At 34.0% G+C, this 22,715-nt stretch carries 20 protein-coding genes and 1 riboswitch; of the genes, 11 read left to right on the plus strand and 9 right to left on the minus strand.

Features of this window, described 5'->3' with window-relative positions:
* Nucleotides 1-99: 99 nt before the first annotated feature.
* Complete coding sequence (locus SB773_RS09370; protein ID WP_410589661.1) at nt 100-1,860, minus strand: alpha-glycosidase; 1,761 nt, start codon at nt 1,858-1,860, stop codon at nt 100-102.
* Nucleotides 1,861-2,183: 323 nt separating this feature from the next.
* Here SB773_RS09370 and SB773_RS09375 point away from each other — a divergent pair, with 323 nt between their 5' ends.
* From SB773_RS09375 to malR, 4 genes are all read left to right on the plus strand, one after another.
* The gene (locus SB773_RS09375; RefSeq protein WP_088034422.1) at nt 2,184-3,443 is read left to right on the plus strand and encodes an extracellular solute-binding protein; all 1,260 of its coding nucleotides are present in this window, start codon (nt 2,184-2,186) and stop codon (nt 3,441-3,443) included.
* A gap of 77 nt (nt 3,444-3,520) precedes the next feature.
* Entirely contained in the window at nt 3,521-4,822 is a 1,302-nt protein-coding gene (malC, locus tag SB773_RS09380; protein WP_088034424.1) for a maltosaccharide ABC transporter permease MalC, read from the plus strand.
* Nucleotides 4,823-5,665: a maltosaccharide ABC transporter permease MalD gene (gene malD, locus SB773_RS09385; RefSeq protein WP_098220054.1), complete on the plus strand. Its 843-nt coding sequence runs from the start codon at nt 4,823-4,825 to the stop codon at nt 5,663-5,665. It abuts the gene before it with no gap.
* A 281-nt stretch (nt 5,666-5,946) separates the two neighbouring features.
* The gene (gene malR, locus SB773_RS09390; RefSeq protein ID WP_410589664.1) at nt 5,947-6,978 is read left to right on the plus strand and encodes a maltose operon transcriptional repressor MalR; all 1,032 of its coding nucleotides are present in this window, start codon (nt 5,947-5,949) and stop codon (nt 6,976-6,978) included.
* A 4-nt stretch (nt 6,979-6,982) separates the two neighbouring features.
* On the opposite strand, the gene SB773_RS09395 is transcribed toward malR, so the two are convergent.
* Nucleotides 6,983-8,146, minus strand: coding sequence for an aminotransferase A (locus tag SB773_RS09395; protein ID WP_410589666.1), 1,164 nt, complete (start codon nt 8,144-8,146; stop codon nt 6,983-6,985).
* 117 nt (nt 8,147-8,263) lie between these two features.
* Nucleotides 8,264-8,464, minus strand: coding sequence for a hypothetical protein (locus SB773_RS09400; RefSeq protein WP_000929276.1), 201 nt, complete (start codon nt 8,462-8,464; stop codon nt 8,264-8,266).
* Between the two features lie 309 nt (nt 8,465-8,773).
* Here SB773_RS09400 and SB773_RS09405 point away from each other — a divergent pair, with 309 nt between their 5' ends.
* On the plus strand, nt 8,774-10,048 hold the full coding sequence (locus tag SB773_RS09405) for a sensor histidine kinase (RefSeq protein ID WP_002014814.1): 1,275 nt from the start codon (nt 8,774-8,776) through the stop codon (nt 10,046-10,048).
* Nucleotides 10,049-10,106: 58 nt separating this feature from the next.
* Here the strand turns inward: SB773_RS09405 and SB773_RS09410 are convergent, their stop codons facing one another.
* Nucleotides 10,107-10,850: a DUF3967 domain-containing protein gene (locus SB773_RS09410; RefSeq protein ID WP_002033817.1), complete on the minus strand. Its 744-nt coding sequence runs from the start codon at nt 10,848-10,850 to the stop codon at nt 10,107-10,109.
* A gap of 236 nt (nt 10,851-11,086) precedes the next feature.
* On the opposite strand from SB773_RS09410, the gene nucA reads away from it, so the two are divergent.
* Together nucA and comJ are read left to right on the plus strand one after the other, a co-directional pair.
* Nucleotides 11,087-11,521, plus strand: coding sequence for a DNA-entry nuclease (gene nucA, locus SB773_RS09415; protein ID WP_002014817.1), 435 nt, complete (start codon nt 11,087-11,089; stop codon nt 11,519-11,521).
* Nucleotides 11,522-11,560: 39 nt separating this feature from the next.
* Nucleotides 11,561-11,950: a competence protein ComJ gene (gene comJ, locus SB773_RS09420; RefSeq protein ID WP_002088359.1), complete on the plus strand. Its 390-nt coding sequence runs from the start codon at nt 11,561-11,563 to the stop codon at nt 11,948-11,950.
* 40 nt (nt 11,951-11,990) lie between these two features.
* Here the strand turns inward: comJ and metE are convergent, their stop codons facing one another.
* From metE to SB773_RS09435, 3 genes are all read right to left on the minus strand, one after another.
* Entirely contained in the window at nt 11,991-14,279 is a 2,289-nt protein-coding gene (metE, locus tag SB773_RS09425; RefSeq protein WP_002014819.1) for a 5-methyltetrahydropteroyltriglutamate--homocysteine S-methyltransferase, read from the minus strand.
* Between the two features lie 130 nt (nt 14,280-14,409).
* Nucleotides 14,410-14,597: riboswitch (cobalamin riboswitch) on the minus strand.
* 353 nt (nt 14,598-14,950) lie between these two features.
* Nucleotides 14,951-15,508, minus strand: a complete 558-nt coding sequence (locus SB773_RS09430; RefSeq protein WP_000062071.1) for a PadR family transcriptional regulator — start codon at nt 15,506-15,508, stop codon at nt 14,951-14,953.
* Between the two features lie 91 nt (nt 15,509-15,599).
* Nucleotides 15,600-17,141, minus strand: coding sequence for an MDR family MFS transporter (locus SB773_RS09435; protein WP_002192633.1), 1,542 nt, complete (start codon nt 17,139-17,141; stop codon nt 15,600-15,602).
* 425 nt (nt 17,142-17,566) lie between these two features.
* Between SB773_RS09435 and SB773_RS09440 the strand changes: the two genes are divergently transcribed.
* Entirely contained in the window at nt 17,567-18,067 is a 501-nt protein-coding gene (locus SB773_RS09440) for a hypothetical protein (RefSeq protein WP_002192634.1), read from the plus strand.
* A 31-nt stretch (nt 18,068-18,098) separates the two neighbouring features.
* Here the strand turns inward: SB773_RS09440 and SB773_RS09445 are convergent, their stop codons facing one another.
* Complete coding sequence (locus SB773_RS09445) at nt 18,099-18,332, minus strand: SPP1 phage holin family protein (protein ID WP_002192635.1); 234 nt, start codon at nt 18,330-18,332, stop codon at nt 18,099-18,101.
* A 164-nt stretch (nt 18,333-18,496) separates the two neighbouring features.
* Between SB773_RS09445 and SB773_RS09450 the strand changes: the two genes are divergently transcribed.
* Both SB773_RS09450 and SB773_RS09455 read left to right on the plus strand, forming a co-directional pair.
* Nucleotides 18,497-19,138, plus strand: coding sequence for a diguanylate cyclase domain-containing protein (locus SB773_RS09450; RefSeq protein ID WP_002192636.1), 642 nt, complete (start codon nt 18,497-18,499; stop codon nt 19,136-19,138).
* 641 nt (nt 19,139-19,779) lie between these two features.
* The gene (locus SB773_RS09455) at nt 19,780-20,442 is read left to right on the plus strand and encodes a YkyA family protein (protein WP_105590041.1); all 663 of its coding nucleotides are present in this window, start codon (nt 19,780-19,782) and stop codon (nt 20,440-20,442) included.
* Between the two features lie 32 nt (nt 20,443-20,474).
* Here SB773_RS09455 and SB773_RS09460 read toward each other — a convergent pair whose 3' ends face one another.
* Nucleotides 20,475-20,933 (minus strand): YkyB family protein, encoded by a 459-nt coding sequence (locus SB773_RS09460; RefSeq protein WP_002014827.1) that lies wholly within the window; start codon nt 20,931-20,933, stop codon nt 20,475-20,477.
* A 141-nt stretch (nt 20,934-21,074) separates the two neighbouring features.
* Between SB773_RS09460 and SB773_RS09465 the strand changes: the two genes are divergently transcribed.
* A complete protein-coding gene (locus SB773_RS09465) occupies nt 21,075-22,649 on the plus strand; it encodes a Ppx/GppA family phosphatase (protein ID WP_215576532.1) in 1,575 nt (524 codons plus the stop codon).
* The last annotated feature ends 66 nt before the right edge of the window (nt 22,650-22,715 follow it).

Raw genomic sequence — 22,715 nt, forward strand, 5'->3', positions numbered from 1 at the left:
AGCCCGGTACAATACCGGGCTCATACCCTAGAGGCTGCCTAATGAAACGACCTGTCTAACTTTCGGGGGTCACTTCACCCTGGCATAAGGCTTTTTCTATTACCATTTTAAAATAGAGAATCCATACGGTGGAAGTGTAACTTGTAATACACTTGCTTCCGCTGAAAATTCTTCGTTTGTATAAATGTTAATTATTTTCTTCCCTGTAATATGAAGAGGGAGTGAAGTTGTAACTTCACTGTTAGTAGGATTTAAAACGAAAAAGATAGTTTCATCTTCATATGTTTTTGTATAAGAAATATAATTATGTTCATCATTTGCCTCAATGAATTGAAAAGTACCGTTTCCTCCAAATGCTTTATGTTGTTTCCGTAATGAAATTAATGTTTGTATATGTGTAAATAAAAGAGTATCTTGTTCTTTTTCATCCCATATCATGCATTTGCGGCAGTCAGGGTCCATTCCACCATCCATACCGATTTCATCGCCGTAATAAATACAAGGAGAACCGATGAAAGAAAGGTGAAATACATAGAGTAACTTTAACTTATTTTTATCCCCGTTACATGTTGCTAAAATTCTAGGTGTGTCATGACTGTCTAATAAATGAAATGCCGCTTCATTTACATTCATAGAGTAGGAATGTAGAGAATCGATAATTTGTTTCATAAATTCACTTGCATGAATGGACTCGTTAGCAAAGTAAGAAAGTAGAGCATTTGTAACAGGATAGCTCATTACAGCATCAAATTGGTCACCTTGTAGCCATGGGAGTGCATCGTGCCAAATTTCGCCTAAAATATATACTTCAGGATTTAATGCTTTTATTTCACTTCGGAATTCTCTCCAAAAACTGTGATCAACTTCATTTGCTACATCAAGGCGCCAACCATCTATATGGAATTCCCTTACCCAATAACGACCTACTTCAAGTAAATATTCTTTTACATCTGGATGTGCCGTATTTAATTTAGGCATATATGGTGTAAACGCGAAAGTATCGTAATTAGGAAGTGGCTCAGTAATAATCGGAAATTCATGAATATGGAACCACTCTTTATAAGCTGACTGCTCGCCATTTTCTAGTACGTTTTGAAATTTATCAAAGAAGTATCCGCTATGATTAAAAACAGCGTCGAGCATTACTTTTATACCATGTTCATGACACGCCTGAACGAGTTCTTTGAAAGTTTCTTTCGTCCCGAATTGTGGATCAATTTCCATGTAATCGATTGTGTCATATTTATGATTCGAATGAGCTTTGAAAATAGGAGTGAAATATATTCCGGAAATTCCAAGTTTAACAAGGTAATCAAGGTTTTGAATAATACCAGCAAAATCTCCGCCGAAAAAATTAGTTGGAGTTGGTTCAGTACTTCCCCAAGGAAGGGTGTTTTCTGGATTCAGTGTGCAATCCCCATTAGCGAATCGTTCTGGGAAAATTTGATACCAAACTGTGTCTTTAACCCAGGACGGTGCTTTGAATACATCGTTTGCATGAATAAATGGAAAACAGAAAAAGTTACCAACATCATCATTTGGAATGTTAGAAAAAAATCCTCGTTCTGTATAAATAAGAGATTCTGCATCATTTATTAATTCAAATCCATAACGTAAGCGTTTAAATTGTGGTTCGATGGAAATTGACCAATAATCAAATAACTCAGTAGAACCAGTTTTTTTCATCGGTGTACTCGCTGTAATCCATTTCCCATCTTGCCATTCATAAGGATCACCGTAGATGAGAGCAGCGGTGTGAATATCGTCTCTTTTTGTACGCATCTGGATGTGAATCGTTTTTTCGTCGTAAGCGTATGCATAATTATCTTTCGGCCTATGATAGATCGCTTCTTTAAACATATAGAAAATCCCCCTTTAATATCTCTATACATATCGTTCCCTTAAACGTAATAATAAAGATTATGTTGCAAACGATTGCTTTCCCATAACTATAATGTTGCTTATAAGAGTAGTATTCATTTTATATAAAGTCAATGGATAAAGAGTATAACGGCAATATTTAAAAAATTAATATTTGCAAAATAAATAAAAGGATGTATAATGATAGACAAATAGCGCAAACGTTTTCATAGATTATGATATTGTTTGCGCTTTTATTAAACTATCGAATGCAAACGTTTTCAATTAAAGAGGTACATAGACAATTTAGGGAGGTTTTTGGGATGAAGAAAGCATTATCACTATTAACGATTTCAGCATTGTCAATCGGTATGTTATCTGCATGTGGACCGAAAGATTCAGGGAAAAAAGAAGCAAGTAAAGAGAAGAAAGATTATGATCTTCTCGTTTGGGAAGATGAGAAAAAAGGTGTGGGTCTAGAGCCGGCAGTGAAAAGTTTTGAAAAGAAATATAATGTGAAAGTAAAAGTTGAAGAGGTTCAGATGACGAAACAAATAGAAAAACTTCGTCTCGACGGTCCAGCTGGCACAGGGCCAGATGTTGTAACATTGCCACATGATCATATTGGTAATGCGGTAACAGAAGGGCTACTTTCAGAGGTGAAAGTGGATGATACGGTAAAAAATAAATTTACAGATTTATCAATAAAGGCACAAACATACGACGGAAAACTATACGGTTTACCAAAAGCAATTGAAACACCAATCTTTATTTATAATAAAAAATTAATGTCAAAAGCACCAGAAACGATGGATGAGCTGTATAACTTCTCAAAAGACTTTACGAAAGATGACAAGTACGGATTTTTAACATTAGGAGATAACTTCTATTTTGCTAACGCATTTATGGAGGGTATGGGCGGTTATGTATTTGGTGAAAAAGATGGAAAACTGACTCCGACAGATATTGGATTAAATAATAGTGGTGCAGTACAAGGTGCTGAATATATTCAAAAATGGTATAAAGAAAAATTATTACCAAAAGGAATTATTGGTGAATCTGGCGGTTCAGCTGCAGATGGATTATTTAATGAAGGAAAAGCAGCATCTATTATGAATGGTCCATGGGCATTCCAAGCGATGGAAAAGGCTGGAATTGATTATGGTGTTGCTCCAATGCCGAAATTACCAAATGGTCAACCGATGAAAACGTTCGTTGGGGTAAAAGGATGGCATGTAACAAGTTTCTCTAAACAAAATGATTTAGCTACAAAATTCACTGAGTGGGTAACAAATGAAGAAAACGCAAAAATTCGATTTGAGAAAACAAAAGAAATTCCTCCAGTAAAATCAGTGATGGAAGATCCAATTATTAAAGATAATGAGGCTGCAAAAGCAGTTGCAACTCAATCAGAAAATGGAATTCCAATGCCGAATATTCCAGAAATGCAAGAAGTTTGGAAACCAGCTGGAGATGCGCTTCAATTAGTTGTATCAAATAAACAAGAGCCAAAAGCAGCACTTGATAATGCAGTGAAACAAATTAAAGGTAATATTGAGGCAAACCACAGCAATAAAAAATAAGGTGAAATTCGTGCCTCTAAATATGAGAGGCACGAATTCTCTCCCTTCCAAGTAGGAAGAAAAAAGGGGGAAGGAACATGCAAACATCTATGGAACCAGCGAAAGAGTTAAACGGTTCAAAGCATAGGAAAATGGCGACCATGTTATCAATCATTCCAGGTATTGGTCAACTATATAATAAACAATATGTTAAAGGTCTTATTTTTCTAGTATTAACAGGTTCATTTATTGTAGCATTTGCTGATTTGTTAAATATAGGATTATGGGGTATTGTAACGCTCGGTACAGAAGTTCCACGTGACCATTCGGTCTTTCTATTAGTAGAAGGGATTTTGGCACTTATCGTCATAGTATTCGGACTCGGAATATATGGATTTAACTTGTATGATGCATACCAAAATGGGAAGAAACGTGATATAGGAACACCATTAAACTCAGTAAAAGAGCAGTACCGTAACTTATTAGATCAAGGTTTTCCATATTTAATGGTTTCACCAGGATTTCTATTACTAATCTTTGTAGTTGTATTTCCAATCATTTTTGTAATCTTAATTGGATTTACGAATTATGATTTATATCACTCTCCTCCAGCTAAATTAGTAGATTGGGTGGGCTTTAAAAACTTTATTGATATTTTCACATTACCAATGTGGAGAGATACATTTTTAAGTGTATTTTCTTGGACTGTCATTTGGACGTTTGTTGCAACAACATTACAAGTTGCACTTGGTATTTTTTTAGCGATTATCGTAAATCAGCCTGGTATTAAAGGTAAGGCAATTATTCGAACAATCTTTATTTTACCGTGGGCTGTTCCAGCATTCGTATCTATTCTTGTATTTGCTGGTATGTTTAATGAAACATTTGGAGCAATTAATAACCAAGTATTAGCTTTATTCGGGATTGAAAAGATTGCTTGGATGACAGACCCGTTTTGGGCGAAGATTGCTTTAATTATGATTCAAACGTGGCTTGGTTTCCCGTTCGTCTTTGCAATGACAACAGGTATATTGCAATCGATTCCAGGAGAATTATATGAAGCGGCTACAGTAGATGGAGCAACAGCTTGGCAACAGTTCCGCAAAATTACATTGCCACTTGTTTTATACGCAACAGCGCCAATATTAATTACGCAATATACGTTTAACTTTAATAATTTTAGTATTATTTATCTATTTAATAGCGGGGGACCTGCTGTGTCTGGACAAAATGCAGGTGGAACGGATATTTTAATTTCATGGATCTATAAGTTAACGATGACTTCGGCTCAGTACGGAAAAGCAGCAGCTCTTACAATGATTTTATCGTTAATTGTTATTACAGTTGCGTTATGGCAATTTAAGAGAACAAAATCATTCCAAGAAGAGGATATGATGTAAATGAATATTAAAAGACAGAAGATGTTACGTCTCTCATTAAGTTATTTAGTTATTTTCGTAATGTGTGCCATCATTTTCTATCCGTTATTATGGATTATTGGCTCATCGTTTAATCCAGGGGATAGTTTATCTGGGTCAAGTATTATTCCGGAAAATGCCACGTTAGATCATTATCGCAAGCTGCTTGATCTCGATTCAAGTAATTACTTACTTTGGTATAAAAATACTTTGAAAGTTAGCGTAATGACGATGATTTTCTCTGTACTAGCCATTAGTTTTACTGCCTATGCATTTTCGAGATATCGTTTTGTTGGAAGAAAGAATGGTTTATTAACATTTTTAATTCTGCAAATGATCCCGAATTTTGCAGCGTTAATCGCACTATATATATTAGCTCAGTTAACAGGATTACTTGATACACATCTTGCATTAATTTTAATTTATGTGGGCGGGGCAATTCCGATGAATACATGGCTAATGAAAGGGTATTTTGATACGATTCCAAAAGAACTGGATGAATCAGCTCGAATGGATGGAGCAGGACATTTCCGTATCTTCTGGCAAATCATTATGCCGCTTGCAAAACCAATCGTAGCGGTTGTAGCGCTATTCACTTTCATCGGTCCATTTACAGATTTCATTTTAGCGAGTATTATTTTGCGCACACCGGAAAATTATACTTTAGCAGTTGGACTATATGAAATGGTAGCGAAAAAATTTGGTAATGAATTTACGACATTTGCAGCTGGTTCAGTATTAATTGCAATTCCGATTTCTATTTTATTCTTATCGCTGCAAAAATATTTTGTTTCCGGTTTAACAGCTGGAGGTACGAAAGGATAAAAATGGGACATTACGTCCCATTTCTCTTTTCATCTCCCTATAAAAAATTTGTAGGGAGATGAAAAGAGATTTGACATCATATGTGAAAAGAAGTGAAATAAATAGTATATTATAGTATAGGAAAAAATAGCTATATCCCTTACAATACATGGAGAGGGAGAATATGATAAGTTTTGCAAGATAGAATAAATAAATGACAGTTTATGACTTCTCCTATGACTTGCAACGGGTGCAAGATAAAATATATAAAAATGGCAGAGAAGTGAAAGGAGGGGATTTTTATGACAGTTACAATTAAAGATGTGGCGAAGAAGGCGAACGTAGCACCATCAACTGTTTCTCGTGTAATTGCTGATAATCCAAGTATAAGTGAAAAGACAAAGCGCCGTGTTCGAAAAGTAATGAGTGAATTAGGGTATCATCCAAATTTAAATGCAAGAAACCTTGCGAACCAAACGACGAAGACACTTGGTCTTGTTATGCCGAGTTCTGCAAGTAAAGCTTTTCAAAATCCGTTTTTCCCAGAAGTTATAAGAGGAATTAGTTCATTTGCACATGTGGAAGGGTATGCGCTTTATATGTCGACTGGTGAAACGGAAGATGAAATTTTTAATGGTGTTGTAAAAATGGTACAAGGGCGTCAAATCGGTGGTATTATTCTTTTATATTCAAGAGAGAACGATCGGATTATTCAATACTTGCATGACCAAAACTTCCCGTTTGTTTTAATTGGAAAACCATATGATCGAAAAGATGAAATTACATATGTAGATAATGACAATTATACAGCTGCAAGAGAAGTAGCGGAATATTTGATTTCATTAGGCCATAAACAAATCGCATTCATCGGCGGTGGATCAGATTTACTTGTAACGAGAGATCGTTTGGCGGGGATGAGTGATGCTTTGAAACTAGCAGATATTCTATTGCCGAAAGAGTATATTTTACACTTTGATTTTTCAAGAGAGAGTGGTCAACAGGCTGTTGAGGAATTAATGGGACTAAAGCAACCACCGACGGCAATTATAGCAACGGATGATTTAATTGGACTTGGCGTGTTAAGTGCGCTTTCTAAAAAAGGATTTGTTGTACCGAAAGATGTTTCGATTGTAAGCTTTAACAATGCTTTATTATCAGAAATTGCTAGTCCACCACTTTCGACAGTTGATGTGAATATTTATCAATTAGGGTATGAAGCGGCAAAAGCTTTAGTTGATAAGGTGGAGCATTCTGAATCTACTTCAAAATGCATTATTATTCCGCATAAATTATTGAAGCGTCAAACTTGTGATCATTATGCAACAAAAAGCTAAGAGTTTAACTCTTAGCTTTTTTCTTTAGAAAGGCTTCTAAACGGTCACAGCCTTCTTTTAAAGTTTCGATACTGTAAGCATAGGAAAGGCGAAGGTAGCCTTCACCGTATTCGGAAAATGCGGTTCCAGGAACAATGGCTAGCCCAGCTTCTTTTACAAGATCAAGTGCAAAATCAAATGATGAAGATGTTAAATGTCCAACATATGGGAATAAATAAAATGCACCTGTTGGCTTCTCAACAGTTAAACCCATTTGAATGAGTCTATTATATACGTAATCACGGCGTTTTTTGTATTGATAGCGCATCATCTTCGGGGCATCTTTAGCAGCTGTTAAAGCTTCGATTGCAGCATATTGAGCAATTGAAGTAGCGCATGTAACATTGTATTGATGCACTTTTAAAATGTGTTTTGCTAAATAACTTGGGGCAAATAAAAGTCCGATACGCCAACCAGTCATAGAATGTGATTTTGATAAGCCGTTAATGACAATAGTCTTATCACGCATTTCTGGGAAATGAGCGATAGATGTGTGTTTTTCTTCATATACAAGTTCGCTATAAATTTCATCGGAAAGAACGAAAATATTTTTATCTTTTAAGATAGATACAATATCTTCTAATTCTTCTTTTGATAAGGTAACACCAGTTGGATTAGAAGGATACGGTAAAACGACGCATCTTGTTCGTTCTGTAATTGCATTTCGCAGAGCTTCAGCTGTTAAACGAAATCCAGTTTCACGAACATCTATAAAAATAGGAGTTGCACCGCATAGTCGAATAATCGGCTCGTAACCAGGGTAAATAGGAGCAGGCAAAATTACTTCCGTTCCTGGTTCTAAAATAGTTCGGAATGCAACATCGATCGCTTCACTAGCACCGATTGTAACAATGGTTTCGTTTTCAGGTGAATAATGTAAATTGTAGTTGTCCTTTACAAAGTTACAAGCTGCCTTGCGTAATTCTAGTAAACCAGCGTTATGTGTATAGCTTGTATAATTTTCTGTAATGGCCCGTTTAGCTGCTTCTTTTACTAGAGAAGGTGTAGGGAAATCGGGTTGCCCAATTGTTAAAGAGATAAGATTATCATAGTTTTGAATCATATTAGAAAACTGGCGAATTCCAGAAATCTGGATGTCCTTCACTCTAGGATTAATGAATTGTTCCATTGTATCTCCCTTTCTTCCGTTTGAAAATTAAGTCCATTTTATCATATTTTCTATGATTACGCTTTGCATATGTTATTTAGAAAGAGAGAAAAGAAAAAAGCCGCTGAAAGCGACTTTTTAATAACCGTATTCCCAATCTATTTCATCTTCGTTCCAAAGTACGGAAGATACTTTGCCAAGATGGACAACGGATTCATTTACAGCACATGTACAGTCTTCGTCCCCTGCTTTATGTTGCAATTCTTCGTATACTGATTTTTCAACGTTTTCTAGCACAACCAAATTTTCTTCTTTTAAAACAAGCGTAGTACCCGCCATATTTATCTTCCTCCTACTAAAGTAATGATCACTTATTTGTAAACATAGATAGTATGGATTATATGCTGTATTTTGCGATAGTTGTCCGTCTAGTGAAGTGTTTTTTATTTTCTTTGTAATCCGTATTCATTGTATACTGCACGAAGGAAATTTGGTACAGGGTTTACAATCATTTCGGAAATTTGTAACATTTATTATTAGTTGTTAACAAATAATTAACAAAGATGTTAAGAAAAATCAAAATTTTGAAACAAATAGACTTATAAAATGATATAATCATATCAAAATACATATAGGGGATGAGAGGCTATGGAGCTGATTCGTGATTTAATGATCCAAATTGCCATCATTATTTTACCACTATTTTTATATGAAGCGATTCGTTTAAATCGTTATCAAGGAATGCTTCCGAAGCCTAATCGCTACTTTATTATGTTTTTATCTAGCGTTACACTCGTTCTCTCCATGACATACTCTATTTGTTTTGGTACCGTTTGCGGATACAATTTTCATCCAGTCCCAATTGTTAGTGGTTTTTTATATGGTGGGATTGTTGGGCTCATCCCTGCCATTATTTATGTTGCATATGAATGGATTTTTAAGGGGCTTAGTTGGTTGCCTATGGTAGAAGTTATATTTCTTTCGATAATTCCATTATTTTTGTCAAAGAAATGGTCTCTTTTTTCAAGAGATAAGAAGCTAATATTAGCTTTTATGATTGCATCATTTTATGTTCTTGTTTCATTAGTAGTCGGGATGTTGAATGTCCTTTTAGAAACAGGTTTTACACCGTACATATCTAATCTATATAGTGGGTATATATTTGCATCACTTATTATGGTTATGACAATGGTATTTCAAGTGTATTTGACTGAGTATTTAAACGAAAATGCATTATTGCGTACAGAAATGCAGAAATCAGAAAAACTTAATATTGTAAGTGAGTTAGCTGCAAGTGTTGCACATGAAGTTCGAAACCCTCTCACTGTTGTACGAGGGTTTATTCAATTGCTAGAGAGTACGGAAGACGTAAAAAACAAAGATTATATGCGTCTCGTATTAGCTGAACTGGATCGTGCTGAACAGATTATTTCAGATTATTTAAATTTAGCAAGGCCTCAAATTGAAAAAAAAGAACATATTTGTTTATCAGCACAATTAATTGAAATGACAACTCTTATGTCATCATTTGCAGCGATGCAGGGCGTTTATTTGCAAGTTGAGATTTCTGAGAGCCTTTATACTATCGGCGATAAGACGAAATTGAAGCAAGCTATTATGAATGTTGTTAAAAACGGTATTGAAGCAATTCAAGGAAACAAAGGGTATTTAAAAGTAACAGCTATTCAAAAAGATGAATTGATAATAATAAGAGTTAAAGATAGTGGTGTTGGAATGACAAAAGAACAGTTAGTAAGGCTTGGACAACCGTATTATTCTTTAAAAGAAAAAGGAACAGGATTAGGCCTTATGGTAACATTTAGTATTTTACAAGCGCATAATGGCACATTGGAATATAAAAGTGAAAGCGGAAAAGGAACTGAAGCTATTATTATATTGCCAGCTGTACGATATAAGGAATAAAAGTTACCGATAGAAGGTAACTTTTTATTTTTCGTGCATTAGAAAAAGTTACAAAATTTCATTCATTTATTTTTTCTTGTTTTGTTCGAACGAATAAACTTTTAAATGATTGAAAGAAGCTTTGCTCTTTTGAGGCGGCGACTAATCTTTTTGTTTCTTGAATTTCACGAATAACTTGCATAAGTTGTGTATCACGGTTGCTATCTTTATTGTAAATTTGATTGACAAGTTTATTCATTTTTTCTTCTTGTTTGGATTCTCGCTTATACATATGATTCATTAATAAGTCCATCTTTTCTTTTTGGAGTGCATCTGTTTGAGCGGCGTGAACAACTAGATCTTGTAACATTTTTTCTTGTGAGCCTTCTTTTACATAAACTTGTTGCATTAGTTCATCTAATTTCTCGTCTTTTAAACGATTTTGTGTAATGAGAGTAGAGTTTTGATGAATAATTGCTTCATTTAATTGAGCAAGCATTTCAAGTTTTAGCATGAACTCCTCAAAGTTACGCCCATCTTCTTTTGGTTGCACTTCTTGTTTATCTTGAATAACAGGTACAGGTGGGGCATCTTTTTCTTTTAAAATAATAGGTATTGTTTCTGAAATGTCCTCTTGTAATGTAGCAGCTCTTTCATGTATAGATTTCAATAGTTTTAAATCATCCAATTTATAAATACGAGCATCAGCTGTCTTTGAAATGATATAACCGTGTTCCTCTAAGAGTTGGCTATATTTTCGGACTATATGTTTTGGGATACCTGTTTTATTTGTAACATCTTTCGTTTTATAAATAGCTTCCATGATAGTTCCTCCCCAAAAAGTATCGTATATATCATTTCAACCTTTTATGTGGACTTCCTTTGAAAAAGAATGTCGGAAGGTTATTAGTTTTCTACAGCATTAGTGAAAAGATGAAGAAAAATGAATGTTTTTGGCGGAATGGAGAGGAAGAGCTAAAATAATGTCTGAAAACATACATAGAAGAAGTTTGTTATAATAACTGAGGAAAAGAAATTGGTAGGAACACGGAGGTACACATGAAGCAATTTAAAGGTATTATCATTTCAATTATTGCAATTCTTTCTCTTTTGGTAGCGGTATATGAAGTACTTGTGCCAGAGGAGACAAGTACTAAAAAAACAACTACGTATGATCAAATTCTAGAGTTCCCGAAAGAACGATATCCAGAGACCGGGAAACATATAACGGATGCTATAAAAGAAGGACATTCGGAAATGTGTACAATTGATCGTAATGGTGCAGCGGATAGAAGGAAATTATCGTTAGCGCCATATCCGACGAAGAAAGGTTATGATCGTGATGAATGGCCGATGGCGATGTGTAAGGAAGGCGGAAAAGGAGCTCATATTGAATATATAAGTCCAGCAGATAACCGCGGTGCAGGTTCTTGGGTAGGGAATAAGCTAGACAAATATCCAGATGGTACGCGTGTGAAATTTGAAGTGAAATAGTAATTGGCATACATTTCATAGTGGAGGAGAGGGATAGTTATGGAATTAACAATTTCATATTCGCAATTAATGATAATGAACTATGATGGTCAGCAGCCTTATGTAGATTGGACTCCTGAAGATTTTGAAAGAGGCTATGCTGAGGTGGATGGAGCTATTATTTTTGAAGCAATCTCTGACTATACTTGTGAAGTGGAAGTTACTTGTGGAAATCATATTGAGAAAGAAGAAGTGGTTAGAACGATATCAGTTCCTTTCACAGTGAAGAATGAAGAAGTATATATAACAAGTATTCTTTCTAATAAATATCATATTCCTATTCCGAACGGGGAATATATGATAGTCTTGCAGGCAACTCCTCTTGAAGAGCCATCAGACGATGAATTGTATAAAGTACAATACGATTTCTATTTTGAGAGTGTAGAATAAAAAAACGTGTTATCCTTTTTGAAGGATAACACGTTTTTTATTATGCGTTTGTTTTTAGGAGAGAACGAGCGTCTTTTGCTGCCTGAACCATGTGCTCTAAAGCAGGTATAACTTCCTCAGTTCTTCGTGTTTTTAAACCACAGTCTGGATTAATCCAGAAATATTTAGGGTCACATACTTGTAAAGATTGTTCTACGATTGTGAACATTTCATCTTTACTTGGGACACGTGGGCTATGAATATCATATACCCCTAGACCAATTCCTTTTTCATATGTTGTATGCTTTAATGTATTAATAAATTCTCCATGACTTCTTGATGTTTCGATAGAAATAACATCTGCGTCTAACGCTCGAATTGCATCTACAATATCTTCGAAGTTACTATAACACATATGAGTATGAATTTGTGTTTCATTTTCTACAGAAGATGTTGCTAAAAGGAATGATTGAACTGCCCATGTAATGTATGCATCCCAATCTTTTTCTTTTAACGGCATACCTTCACGAAGTGCAGGTTCATCGACTTGGATTACTCTAATTCCGGAAGATTCAAGTAATTCAATTTCATGACGAAGTGCTAATGCAATTTGATATGATACTTCTTTTCTTGAAATATCATTTCGAACGAATGACCAATTTAAAATAGTGACAGGTCCAGTTAGCATACCTTTTACTACTTTCTCTGTTAAGCTTTGTGCATATACAGTTTCTTTAATAGTCATTCCACTTATAAAGGCAACATCACCATAAATAACAGGTGGTTTTACGCAACGAGAACCGTATGATTGTACCCATCCGTTTTTAGTAAAGGAGAAACCAGCAAGTCTTTCTCCAAAATATTCCACCATGTCAGTTCTTTCGAATTCACCATGTACTAGTACATCAAGACCAATATCTTCTTGGTAACGAATCCACTTTGCAGTTTCTTTTTCAATGAATTGATTATATTGTTCATTTGTAATATCGCCGTTACGCCACTGTTTACGTGTTTGACGAACTTCAGATGTTTGCGGGAAGCTACCAATAGTTGTTGTTGGTAACAACGGTAATTGTAAAGCTACTTGCTGTAGTTCATATCGTTTTTCAAATGGAAGAGGACGTGAGAAATCATCTTCTTTAAGTGATGTACGTGCCACTTTTACATCTTCACGATTACGTGCAGCTGATGAGCGGATTGCATGATGTGCATTACGATATGTTGTTAAATCGCTACTGATGCTTTCTACACCTTTAGTAAGAGCAGAATGGATAAGGACTAGTTCTTCTAATTTTTGATTAGCAAATGCAAGTGCATCAAATAATTCACTTGTTAAGTGCGTTTCTTCCGTTTTATCAATTGGAGTATGCAATAAGCTACAAGAAGGTTGAACAATTAAACCTTTTGCTGTGATTTGATTTTGTAATGTTGTAAATAAAGAAAGTACATCATCAAGATCAGCTCTCCAAATGTTACGGCCATCTATACAACCGATAGCTAAAATTTTATCAGCTGGGAATCCGTATTTTGAAATAGCATTTACATTACCTTCTTTGCCATGAACAAAGTCTAATCCAATACCAGAAACAGGGAATGCAATAATTTCTTCATAGTTCTCTTCTACACTATCAAAATATGTTTGTAGAAGAAGATTCGCATTTGGAACCTCTTTATGAATAGCTTCGTAAAGTTCTTTCGCTTGATTAATTTCATCTTTTGTTAAAGATGCGAAGATTGGTTCGTCAACTTGAATAATTTGTGCTCCAGCTGCGTGTAATTCAGAGAATAATTGTACATAAGGTGCAACTAGCTCTTTTAAAATAGTGGCAAATTGCTCTTCGTTATAACCTTTTGCTAGTTTTAGGAATGTATAAGGGCCTAAAATAACTGGTTTTCCATCAACGCCTAACTCTTTTTTCGCTTCTTCATATAAACGAAGAGGACGATTGTCTTTTAAAGAGATTTGTAATCCTTCTTCATATTCAGGAACAATGTAATGATAGTTTGTGTTAAACCATTTTGTCATTTCAGAAGCAACGTGATCTTTAGAGCCGCGTGCCATTGCAAAATATACATCAAGGTAAGAGGTAAACTCTGAAAAACGTGACGGGATGAATCCTAACATGTAGGCCGTATCCAGAACGTGGTCATAATATGTAAAATCGCCAACTGGAATTAATTCAATTCCCTTTTCTTGCTGTACTTTGACGTGTTGAAGGCGAATTTCTTTCATTGTCGTTAAAAATTGTTCTTCATCAATTTTATTGGACCAAAAAGCTTCCAATGTTTTTTTCCACTCTCGTTGTAGTCCGATACGTGGATAACCTAAGTTACTTGTTTGAATTGCCATTTTAAATTCCTCCCTAATTGAAAGTAAGCATTTCCGTTTACTCGGAAATACCTATAACAAAAAGCATAAAGGCATAGAAAAATAAGCCTTCCTTTTTGTTCTTAACACCTCATCATCATCCGTGAGTCTATCAGTGTTGTTAAAATAGGCAGGTATCCTGACTTATGCTTCATATAATTTCTTTCACCTTCCCGCTTTCACAGTGGCACAAAAAAGAAATCTCAGCATTTACAGTGGCGGGACCGTGTTGGAGTTTCACCAAACTTCCCTTTTAAACACGAAGTGAAATATTCGTGTACCTATTTTCCTTTTGAAAGGAATTTAACAAGCGATATGATATTGAAACAAATTCTAACACAATTTTCGGAATTTTGTCCACTGTTTTAAAATAAGAAAATTCTAAAGTTTTTTATTCTTACCATTCGGATTATTCTGATTTTTTCAAGAGGGAAGAGAGGTTGGGGAAATTGAAATGAAGTGCGATTAAACTTGTAAAGAAGTGGATATCTGTACAGAGATAAGATGCCATTTATGTTATTCAACAATTGGCTCATCTTATGTCGAACCTAAAACAAGCATACCCCCTTCCTAAATTAGAACGGGGGTATGCTTGTTTTAGGTTTTACAATGAAATAACTTTATTGTCTTTTTACAGTTTCTTCTTTATAAGTTCAACCTTCATCTATATCAATTTCTGAAAGTCGTCCTGCAACTGCATCTGTAAGGAGGGTGTTTAACCATTGCAATTCAACTGTAATATGTTCAATAACGCTTTGTAAAATATATAGTTGTGCACGAGGAATGTGTCCTTTGCTACAATCATAAATAGTTTGCATTTTATGTAAATATTGAACGGTATCATTTTTCTTTTTTTCTAAAATAGGAATTAACTCTTGATCATCACCAAAATGAGCGAAAGAGAGTGCCGAATAAATTGGTTTATATATTTGATTTTTTGCCTCAAATTGTTTTAATAGTAACGTGTGAAATAACCGTTTACCTTCTTCTGTTATATGAAAGATTGTTTTATCGGGTCTATTCGTATCTCGAACAATCGTGGTAATACGAATTGCACCCTGCTTTTCTAATTGTTCGAAGGCGTAGTAAAGTGATCCTTTTGCATATTTAATATAACAATCCATTTGTCGTTCTTTCATGATGTGCTGCACTTCATATGGATGTTTATCTCCTTCAAGTAGCAAGCCGAGAATGACTAATTTCATGCTCATGCTGTCTCAACTCCTATAAATAAAAACTTTATACATATTATAAACGGCATATCCGTTTTCATAAAGGGATATGCCGTTTCTTTTCTCTATATTAACTTACTTGCTTTTGTTTTTGTTTCGTTTTTGGACCTGTAAAGAGGCGTTCATTTCCCATAAGTAAAATACAAATAATACTTAGTACAGCCGGGATCAGTGCCCAGAAGAATGTACTGGCAATAGAGGTAGCGAGAGCATCTTTAATACCAGTTAATATTTCAGCTGGAATCTTATCGGTAGCACCTTGTGATAATAAGAAACTTGTGTCTCCGCCTTTTGGAGCTAATTTAGCTAGTTCAGGAGGGAACACAGTGTTTAATTTAGTAGTAAAAATATGGTTTTGAATTGTACCGAAAATCGTTACACCAAGAGTCATACCGAGTGAACGGAAGAATGAGTTTGTTGATGTAGCAGAACCACGGTCTCGCATTTCTAACTTGTGGATAGAAGACATACTTAAAACTGAGAACGAGAAACCAACTCCAAGTCCAGTGAGAACCATAAATAGCGTTACAAGTAGACGAGGTGTATCCATTGTTAAAGTGCTTAGTAAATAAATACCAATTACGAAGAAAACACCAGATACCATCATGATGTTACGATAACTTGTTCGAGAAGCTAACTGTCCACCTGTTTGACTTCCAATTACAGAGCCAACCATCATAGGTGTTAAAATTAATCCAGCATTTGAGGCTGAACCGCCGAGAACACCTTGAACGAAGATTGGGATATAAACTGTACAGATAATAAAAGCGGCACCATAGAAAAAGGCAACGCCTTGGCTAGCTGCGAATAAAGGTTTTTTAAATAGATGGAAAGAAATGATAGGCTCAGTTGCTTTTCGTTCTACGAAGAAGAAAATAATAAGCATAATAACAACTGTTGTAAATAAACCGATAATTACAGTGGAATTCCATGCGTATTCTTTACCACCAAGTTCTAAGGCGAACATTAAGCAGACGATACTAATAACAAGTGTAATAGCGCCAGCCCAATCAATTTTTTGTTTTCTAAATTCTAGAGATTCACTGTAGTATTTAGTAATGAAGAAGAAGGAGATAATTCCTAATGGAATATTAATATAGAAGACCCAATGCCAACTTATATAGTCTGTAATATAAGCACCTAATAAAGGGCCAAATACACTAGATGTCCCGAAAACCGCACCGAATAGCCCTGTCATTTTTCCGCGCTTTTCTGGTGGGAATATATCGTACATAATCGTGAAGGCGATAGGCATAAGAGCGCCGCCACCAATCCCTTGAATTGCTCTATAAATACTTAGTTGCTCAATACTAGATGCTGTCCCGCAAAGTGCAGAACCGAATAAGAAAAGAATGAGGCCACCAATATAAAAGCGTTTCCGTCCGTACATATCAGAAAGTTTTCCGAAGATAGGCATCCCAGCCATTGTTGCTACCATATATGCAGACGTGACCCAAACGAACTTGTCAAATCCTCCTAGGTCTCCAACAATCGTAGCCATTGCTGTTGCAACGATTGTATTATCCATTGCCGCCATTAAAATACCAAGTAATAAACCTGCAACAACAAATTTTGTATTGTTGGAGTCTTTTTTTGATAATTGAGATTCCAAATATAACCCTCCTTTAATAATAAGTAAACTATATGAAGTTTTGAGTGCAGCGCATAAAAATTTGAAATATAGTTTTTTAAATCAATTTACACAAGTGCACTGACAAAGCCATAAAGAATATTATAGTCAAATTTGACTAAAAGGCAAACTTTTTCTTCCGTCAAAATATTCTGTTGTATGGACAGAGAAAGAGTGAGCGATACTTAGTAGTGGTGTAAAGTCAATGAAGGAAATTGTAAAAAAATATTTCAGTAAGAATACCTTCTGTTAACAGAGGAAAAATGGTTTTTTCTTTATATTGTCGAATAGGATAAAAGGAAGAGTAATAACTATATATCGTTTGTAACAAGCTTTATTAATATTGTGTGGAGAGGCAGAATAAGGTCGTATGGATATGATGCATCTGAAATGGGGTGAATATTATTATGAAAATATGGAAACGGATTTCGGATCAAGGAAGGCGTTCAATACCGTTACAACCGGTGTTATGGATTGATGGCTCAAAAAAGGAAAACGAATGTCCTAATGTAGCAGTTACATTGCAAATCCGTAGTATGTATAAAGAAAAATTTTCATATGAACTGACCTATGATGTAAATGACATACTTATTATTCGAATTGAAGTAGAAAATAAAGGAATGGAAATGATTTCACGAGTTGTAGTAAGTCATATGATTCGAGATTATTTTGCATATATCCCAAATTCATTAAAGGCTGATAAGGGGATGAGCGAGTTTTTGTTCCAGCTTGTAAGGTGGCGAATCAATAATTTATTACCGAATGAGAAAGTAGAACTAATTTGTAAAATAAAAGCAAATAAAGATAAAGCAATCAAAAACGCATTATTTCAGGCTACATATACATTTCAATATAAAGAAGTATCATATGGTCCGCTGCAAACAAATGAAGTTGTTGTGCGGCAATGATAAAAAGGAACCTGTAAGAAAGGTTCCTTTTTTAATGAAGGTTGTGTTTTTTGAGTACTTTTTTTTGCTCGATTCCTTTTTTTCCTACATAATTATTTTTATAACCAAAATATAAAATGAACAGAAAGGAAACGACATTTACAATAGCGTCAATTTGATCGTTTGTAATAAAGTTCACTCCGAAAGAATTACATAATAATTTTAATGATAGCAGAAACCCTGCTAGTAAACGTATAATATCTGATAGATTTTCTTTTTGTAGCATATAAGTCACCTCTTCCTAAAAACGATATATAGTATATATATGAAATAGAATAGAAATGGTATACAAGCTTAAGCGGAAATGTACACTCAATGTGTACATTTTTTATTTTGTAGAAAAACATAATTGTTATAGAAACATATATTGGTATAGAAAGGAGGAGAAATATGAAACATAAAGGTAAAATTAGTGGGTTATTACTTGGGAATACAGTGGCAGTTACAGAATGGATTGCGCTTCAGGATGTAATTACAAAACTGGATTCGCGATCATTTTATACCGTCTTTATTATTTATATATTGCAAATGATACTCAGCTATTATTTTGGACATTGGTATGATAAAAGAGCGAGTGGGCGTATGGATACGGAAGTAGGGGGAATGGCAAGTAATGATTTTGTAGTTGATTTCTTTGAGAAAGTAGCTGCTTTATCGGAACGGGATTCTCATAATATTACAGTGTACATTCTTTCAGTGAAAGAATGGAAAGAACTAAAAGAAACAGTACAAGAAAAAAAATTGGAGGTGTTAGTACAAAAATTGGAGAGTACGATTGTAAAGACAATTCGTAAAGGGGATGTCGTTACTAGGTGGGATGAAAATAAGTATGTTATTGTGGCGATTGATAACGGACATGAAAAGTCGACAATAACAAACCGATTAATGAAAAATATTGAAAATGAAATAGAAAATGGTTTGTTAAGTATGACGCTATTATTTGGAGCTGCTAGTTATCCAATAGAAGGAAAAACCTTTGAAGAATTGTTAAGAAAGGCACAAAATCAATTGTACCAGCATAGGGATTTGTAAGAAAATGAGTGAAACTTCGATTTGAAGAAATATGATATGAAGAAGTTTTGAATGTAACATTTTTTTGACTTTTATTACAAAAAGAACTTTTATTGTAATAAAAGTCTTTAAAAATATATGGAATAAGCATATAATTATGTTGGATGTGTCAATGCATTTTGCACAATGTGTTTCATTTTTAAAGTGTAGAGGAAAGCATGCTCTACACTTTTCCTTTTTAGGGAATGACAAGAATAATTGTAAGTTGTTGCAAGATGACATTTACACTGTGTAAAATGAACAAAGAAATTATTTGATAGAAAGCGGAAAGGAAATGATAGAATGATAGACGTGACAGAACAACGACCATCTTTTATCAGGTGAATTATTACTGTTGTTCTCCAAATTATTATGGCTGTGATGAATTCCGTTGTACTTTTATGTAATACATAGTATAAACAGGTTTTAAAAAGTGCCAAGTAAAAGGTAGATATGAAACTGCTATTTAGTTCAAAAATGTAATTTTGAGTAATACAATTTGTACAAGCATTATAAACAATATGAATGATTTTCGTAAAAAAGGTGCGAGTGTGGAGTTAATAAAAGGATAAATAATTTCATAGCTTTTTACACGATTATCGTATATAAGTAGGAGGAAAAAGATGTTGAAGTATAGTAAATTAGCAATTGTAACTGCATTATCAATGACTTTACTAGCGGGTTGTTTCGGGCCGAAACCAGAAGAGGAATTATATGTTGCATTTGAAAATGCTGCAAAACAAGAAAAAACAATGTTTGAAGATGCGAAGAAACTTGAAACTTTAGAAAAAGAGGGACAAGAATTATATAATCAGATTGTTCAAGAAGGAAAAGATAATAATCAAACTGTTAAGGAAAAACTGAACCAAGCAGTGAAAAATACAGATGAACGAGAAAAAGTGCTTAAAAAAGAAAAAGAATCTTTAAATAAGGCACAAGAAGAAGTGAAGTCAGCAGATAAATATGTGAAGAAAATTGAAGATAAGAAATTGAAAGATCAAGCGGATAAAGTGAAAAGCACATATGAGAAACGACACGATTCATTTAACAAAATGTATGATAGCTATAATAAATCGTTAAAACAAGAAAAAGAATTATATACAATGTTACAAGATAAAGGTACAAAATTAAAAGATATTAGTGAAAAAGTAAAAGTGGTAAATCAGTCTTATAAAGATATTGAATCAGAAAAAGACAAGTTTAATGAATTTACAAAAACTTATAATACAGAAAAAATAGCTTTTTATAAACAAGCAAATATTAAAATTAAAGAAGAGAAAAAATAAAACAGTTTGGCCTAATATTAGGCCAAACTGTTTTATTTTTTTGTATAGGTACGGCTATACCATGGAACTGGTTCGCTTAATTTTTTTTCCTGTTTTAATGCTTCAGGACCAATATAATCTTGAAGTGTTTTTTTTGCTATTGTTAAAGATAAGGTTGTTTTCGGATTTCGATAGGAGGATTCAAGGTGACCAAGATGCGGTAGGGTGCGAAAATCATCTTTCGTAGGAGGGATATGGAAAAAATAATCACCTAAACGTATAAGAACATCGGATTGTTGTTGACTAAAACGTGGATTTCTAGAAAAATGTAATCCTTCTTTGATAGCCTTTTTTTCAGTAATTAAGCGTTCTAAAGCAGTCTTTTTTAACCAATATAAGTACTTAGGGTTAGTTGCAGCTTTAGCATGACGATTCACAACGAAAATAGATTGAGCTAGTCTATTAATAGAATGTTGATTATGCAATGGAGATTGTGGTTGTGAAGGTTTCATATTGACTCTCCTTTCAATTTTTCCTTATTATAGCATAAATAAAATGGGTTTTTATTATATGCAAAAAGTAATTGTATATATTTTCAATATTAAAGCAATATTGTTACAAAAAACAACTATTTTGTATAATAGTGATAGAATATGTTTCAGAAATTTGATAATGAAAGAGTGAGAAGTTTGAAAGAAATATTAAAATTACAATATGCCATTATAGATATTGGATCTAATACAATGCGTTTAGTTATTTATGAAAAGCAAAATGGAGGTTTTTATAAAGAAATTGAAAATACGAAAGTGGTTGCTCGGTTAAGAAATTATTTAATCGATGGTGTTTTGAATGAAGAAGGTAAAGAAGTATTGTTACAAACATTATTTCAATTTCAAGAAAGTACAAAATTCCATCAGTTGCATCATGTACTTTGTGTTGCAACGGCAACAATTAGACAGGCTGAGAATCAAGAGGAGATTAAAAAACTTGTTGAAGGACAAACAGACTTTACTCTTAGAGTATTATCAGAATATGAGGAAGCACGTTACGGCTATTTAGCAGTTATGAATTCTACTTCGTTTTCGGAAGGAATAACAGTAGATATTGGTGGCGGAAGTACGGAAGTTACATATATTAAAAATAGAGAGATTTTAGAGTACCATAGTTTTCCTTTTGGTGCGCTTTCTTTAAAACATCTATTTATTAAAGGTGATATTCCTACTAAAGATGAATTAGAGGAAATTCGAGAGTATTTAGAGTGTCAATTTCGAACGTTACCATGGTTAATTGATAAGAAATTGCCTCTTATTGCAATTGGTGGTAGTGCGAGAAACTTAGCGAAAATCCACCAAAATTTAACAAACTATCCTATAGCGGGAGTACATTTATACAAAATGAAAGAAGAAGATATTGAAAATGTAAAAGGTGCATTGGAAAAACAATCGTTTATCGAACTTCAGAAAATGGAAGGATTGGCAAAAGATCGAGCTGATACAATTATTCCAGCGGTTGAAGTATTTCATAAGCTTGTAAATATTATAGAAGCAACGGCATTTGTATTAAGCAAAAAAGGATTAAGAGAAGGTGTTTTCTATGAAGAGTTGACGAAAGATTTAGGGATTTCATATTATCCGAATGTAGTTGAAGAAAGCTTACATTTGTTATCACACGAATATGAAATGGATATGGAATTTGTCATTCAACTTATTAAACATGGAAGATTGATTTGTAAACAACTCGAAGAAATGGGACTGATTTCTGTTTCAATAAAAGACTGGGAAGCATTCCATCAAGCAGCGAAAGTATTTAATATTGGAAAATATATAGACGAAGAAGCGAGTCGTTTACACACGTTTTATTTATTGGCAAATAAAACAATTGACGGCATGATGCATAAAGATCGAGTGAGGTTAGCGCTTATTGCATCTTATAAATCAAAAATGCTATTTAAACAACATTTATCTCCATTTGAAGGTTGGTTTGATAAAAGCGAACAAAAAAAAATCCGCCTATTAGGCGCTGTTTTACAATTTTCAGCTGCTTTAAATGTAAGACAAAGATTGCTTGTTGATACGATATCCATAACAGAAAATAAAGAAGGATTAACGTTTAGAATTTTATGTGAGCAATCGGCATTAGCAGAAAAAGTACAAGCTGAAAAACAAAAAAAGCAGCTAGAAAGAGTATTGAAAACAAATATTCACTTATCATTTGAATCAAAACGTTAAGTTGTACGGATGTCTTTACAGAAAATTAACACTTTGGAATATTGTAATTTGATAAAATGAAAGTAA

It is taken from the genome of Bacillus sp. SIMBA_074 (assembly GCF_046534555.1).
Lineage (GTDB): Bacteria > Bacillota > Bacilli > Bacillales > Bacillaceae_G > Bacillus_A > Bacillus_A mycoides.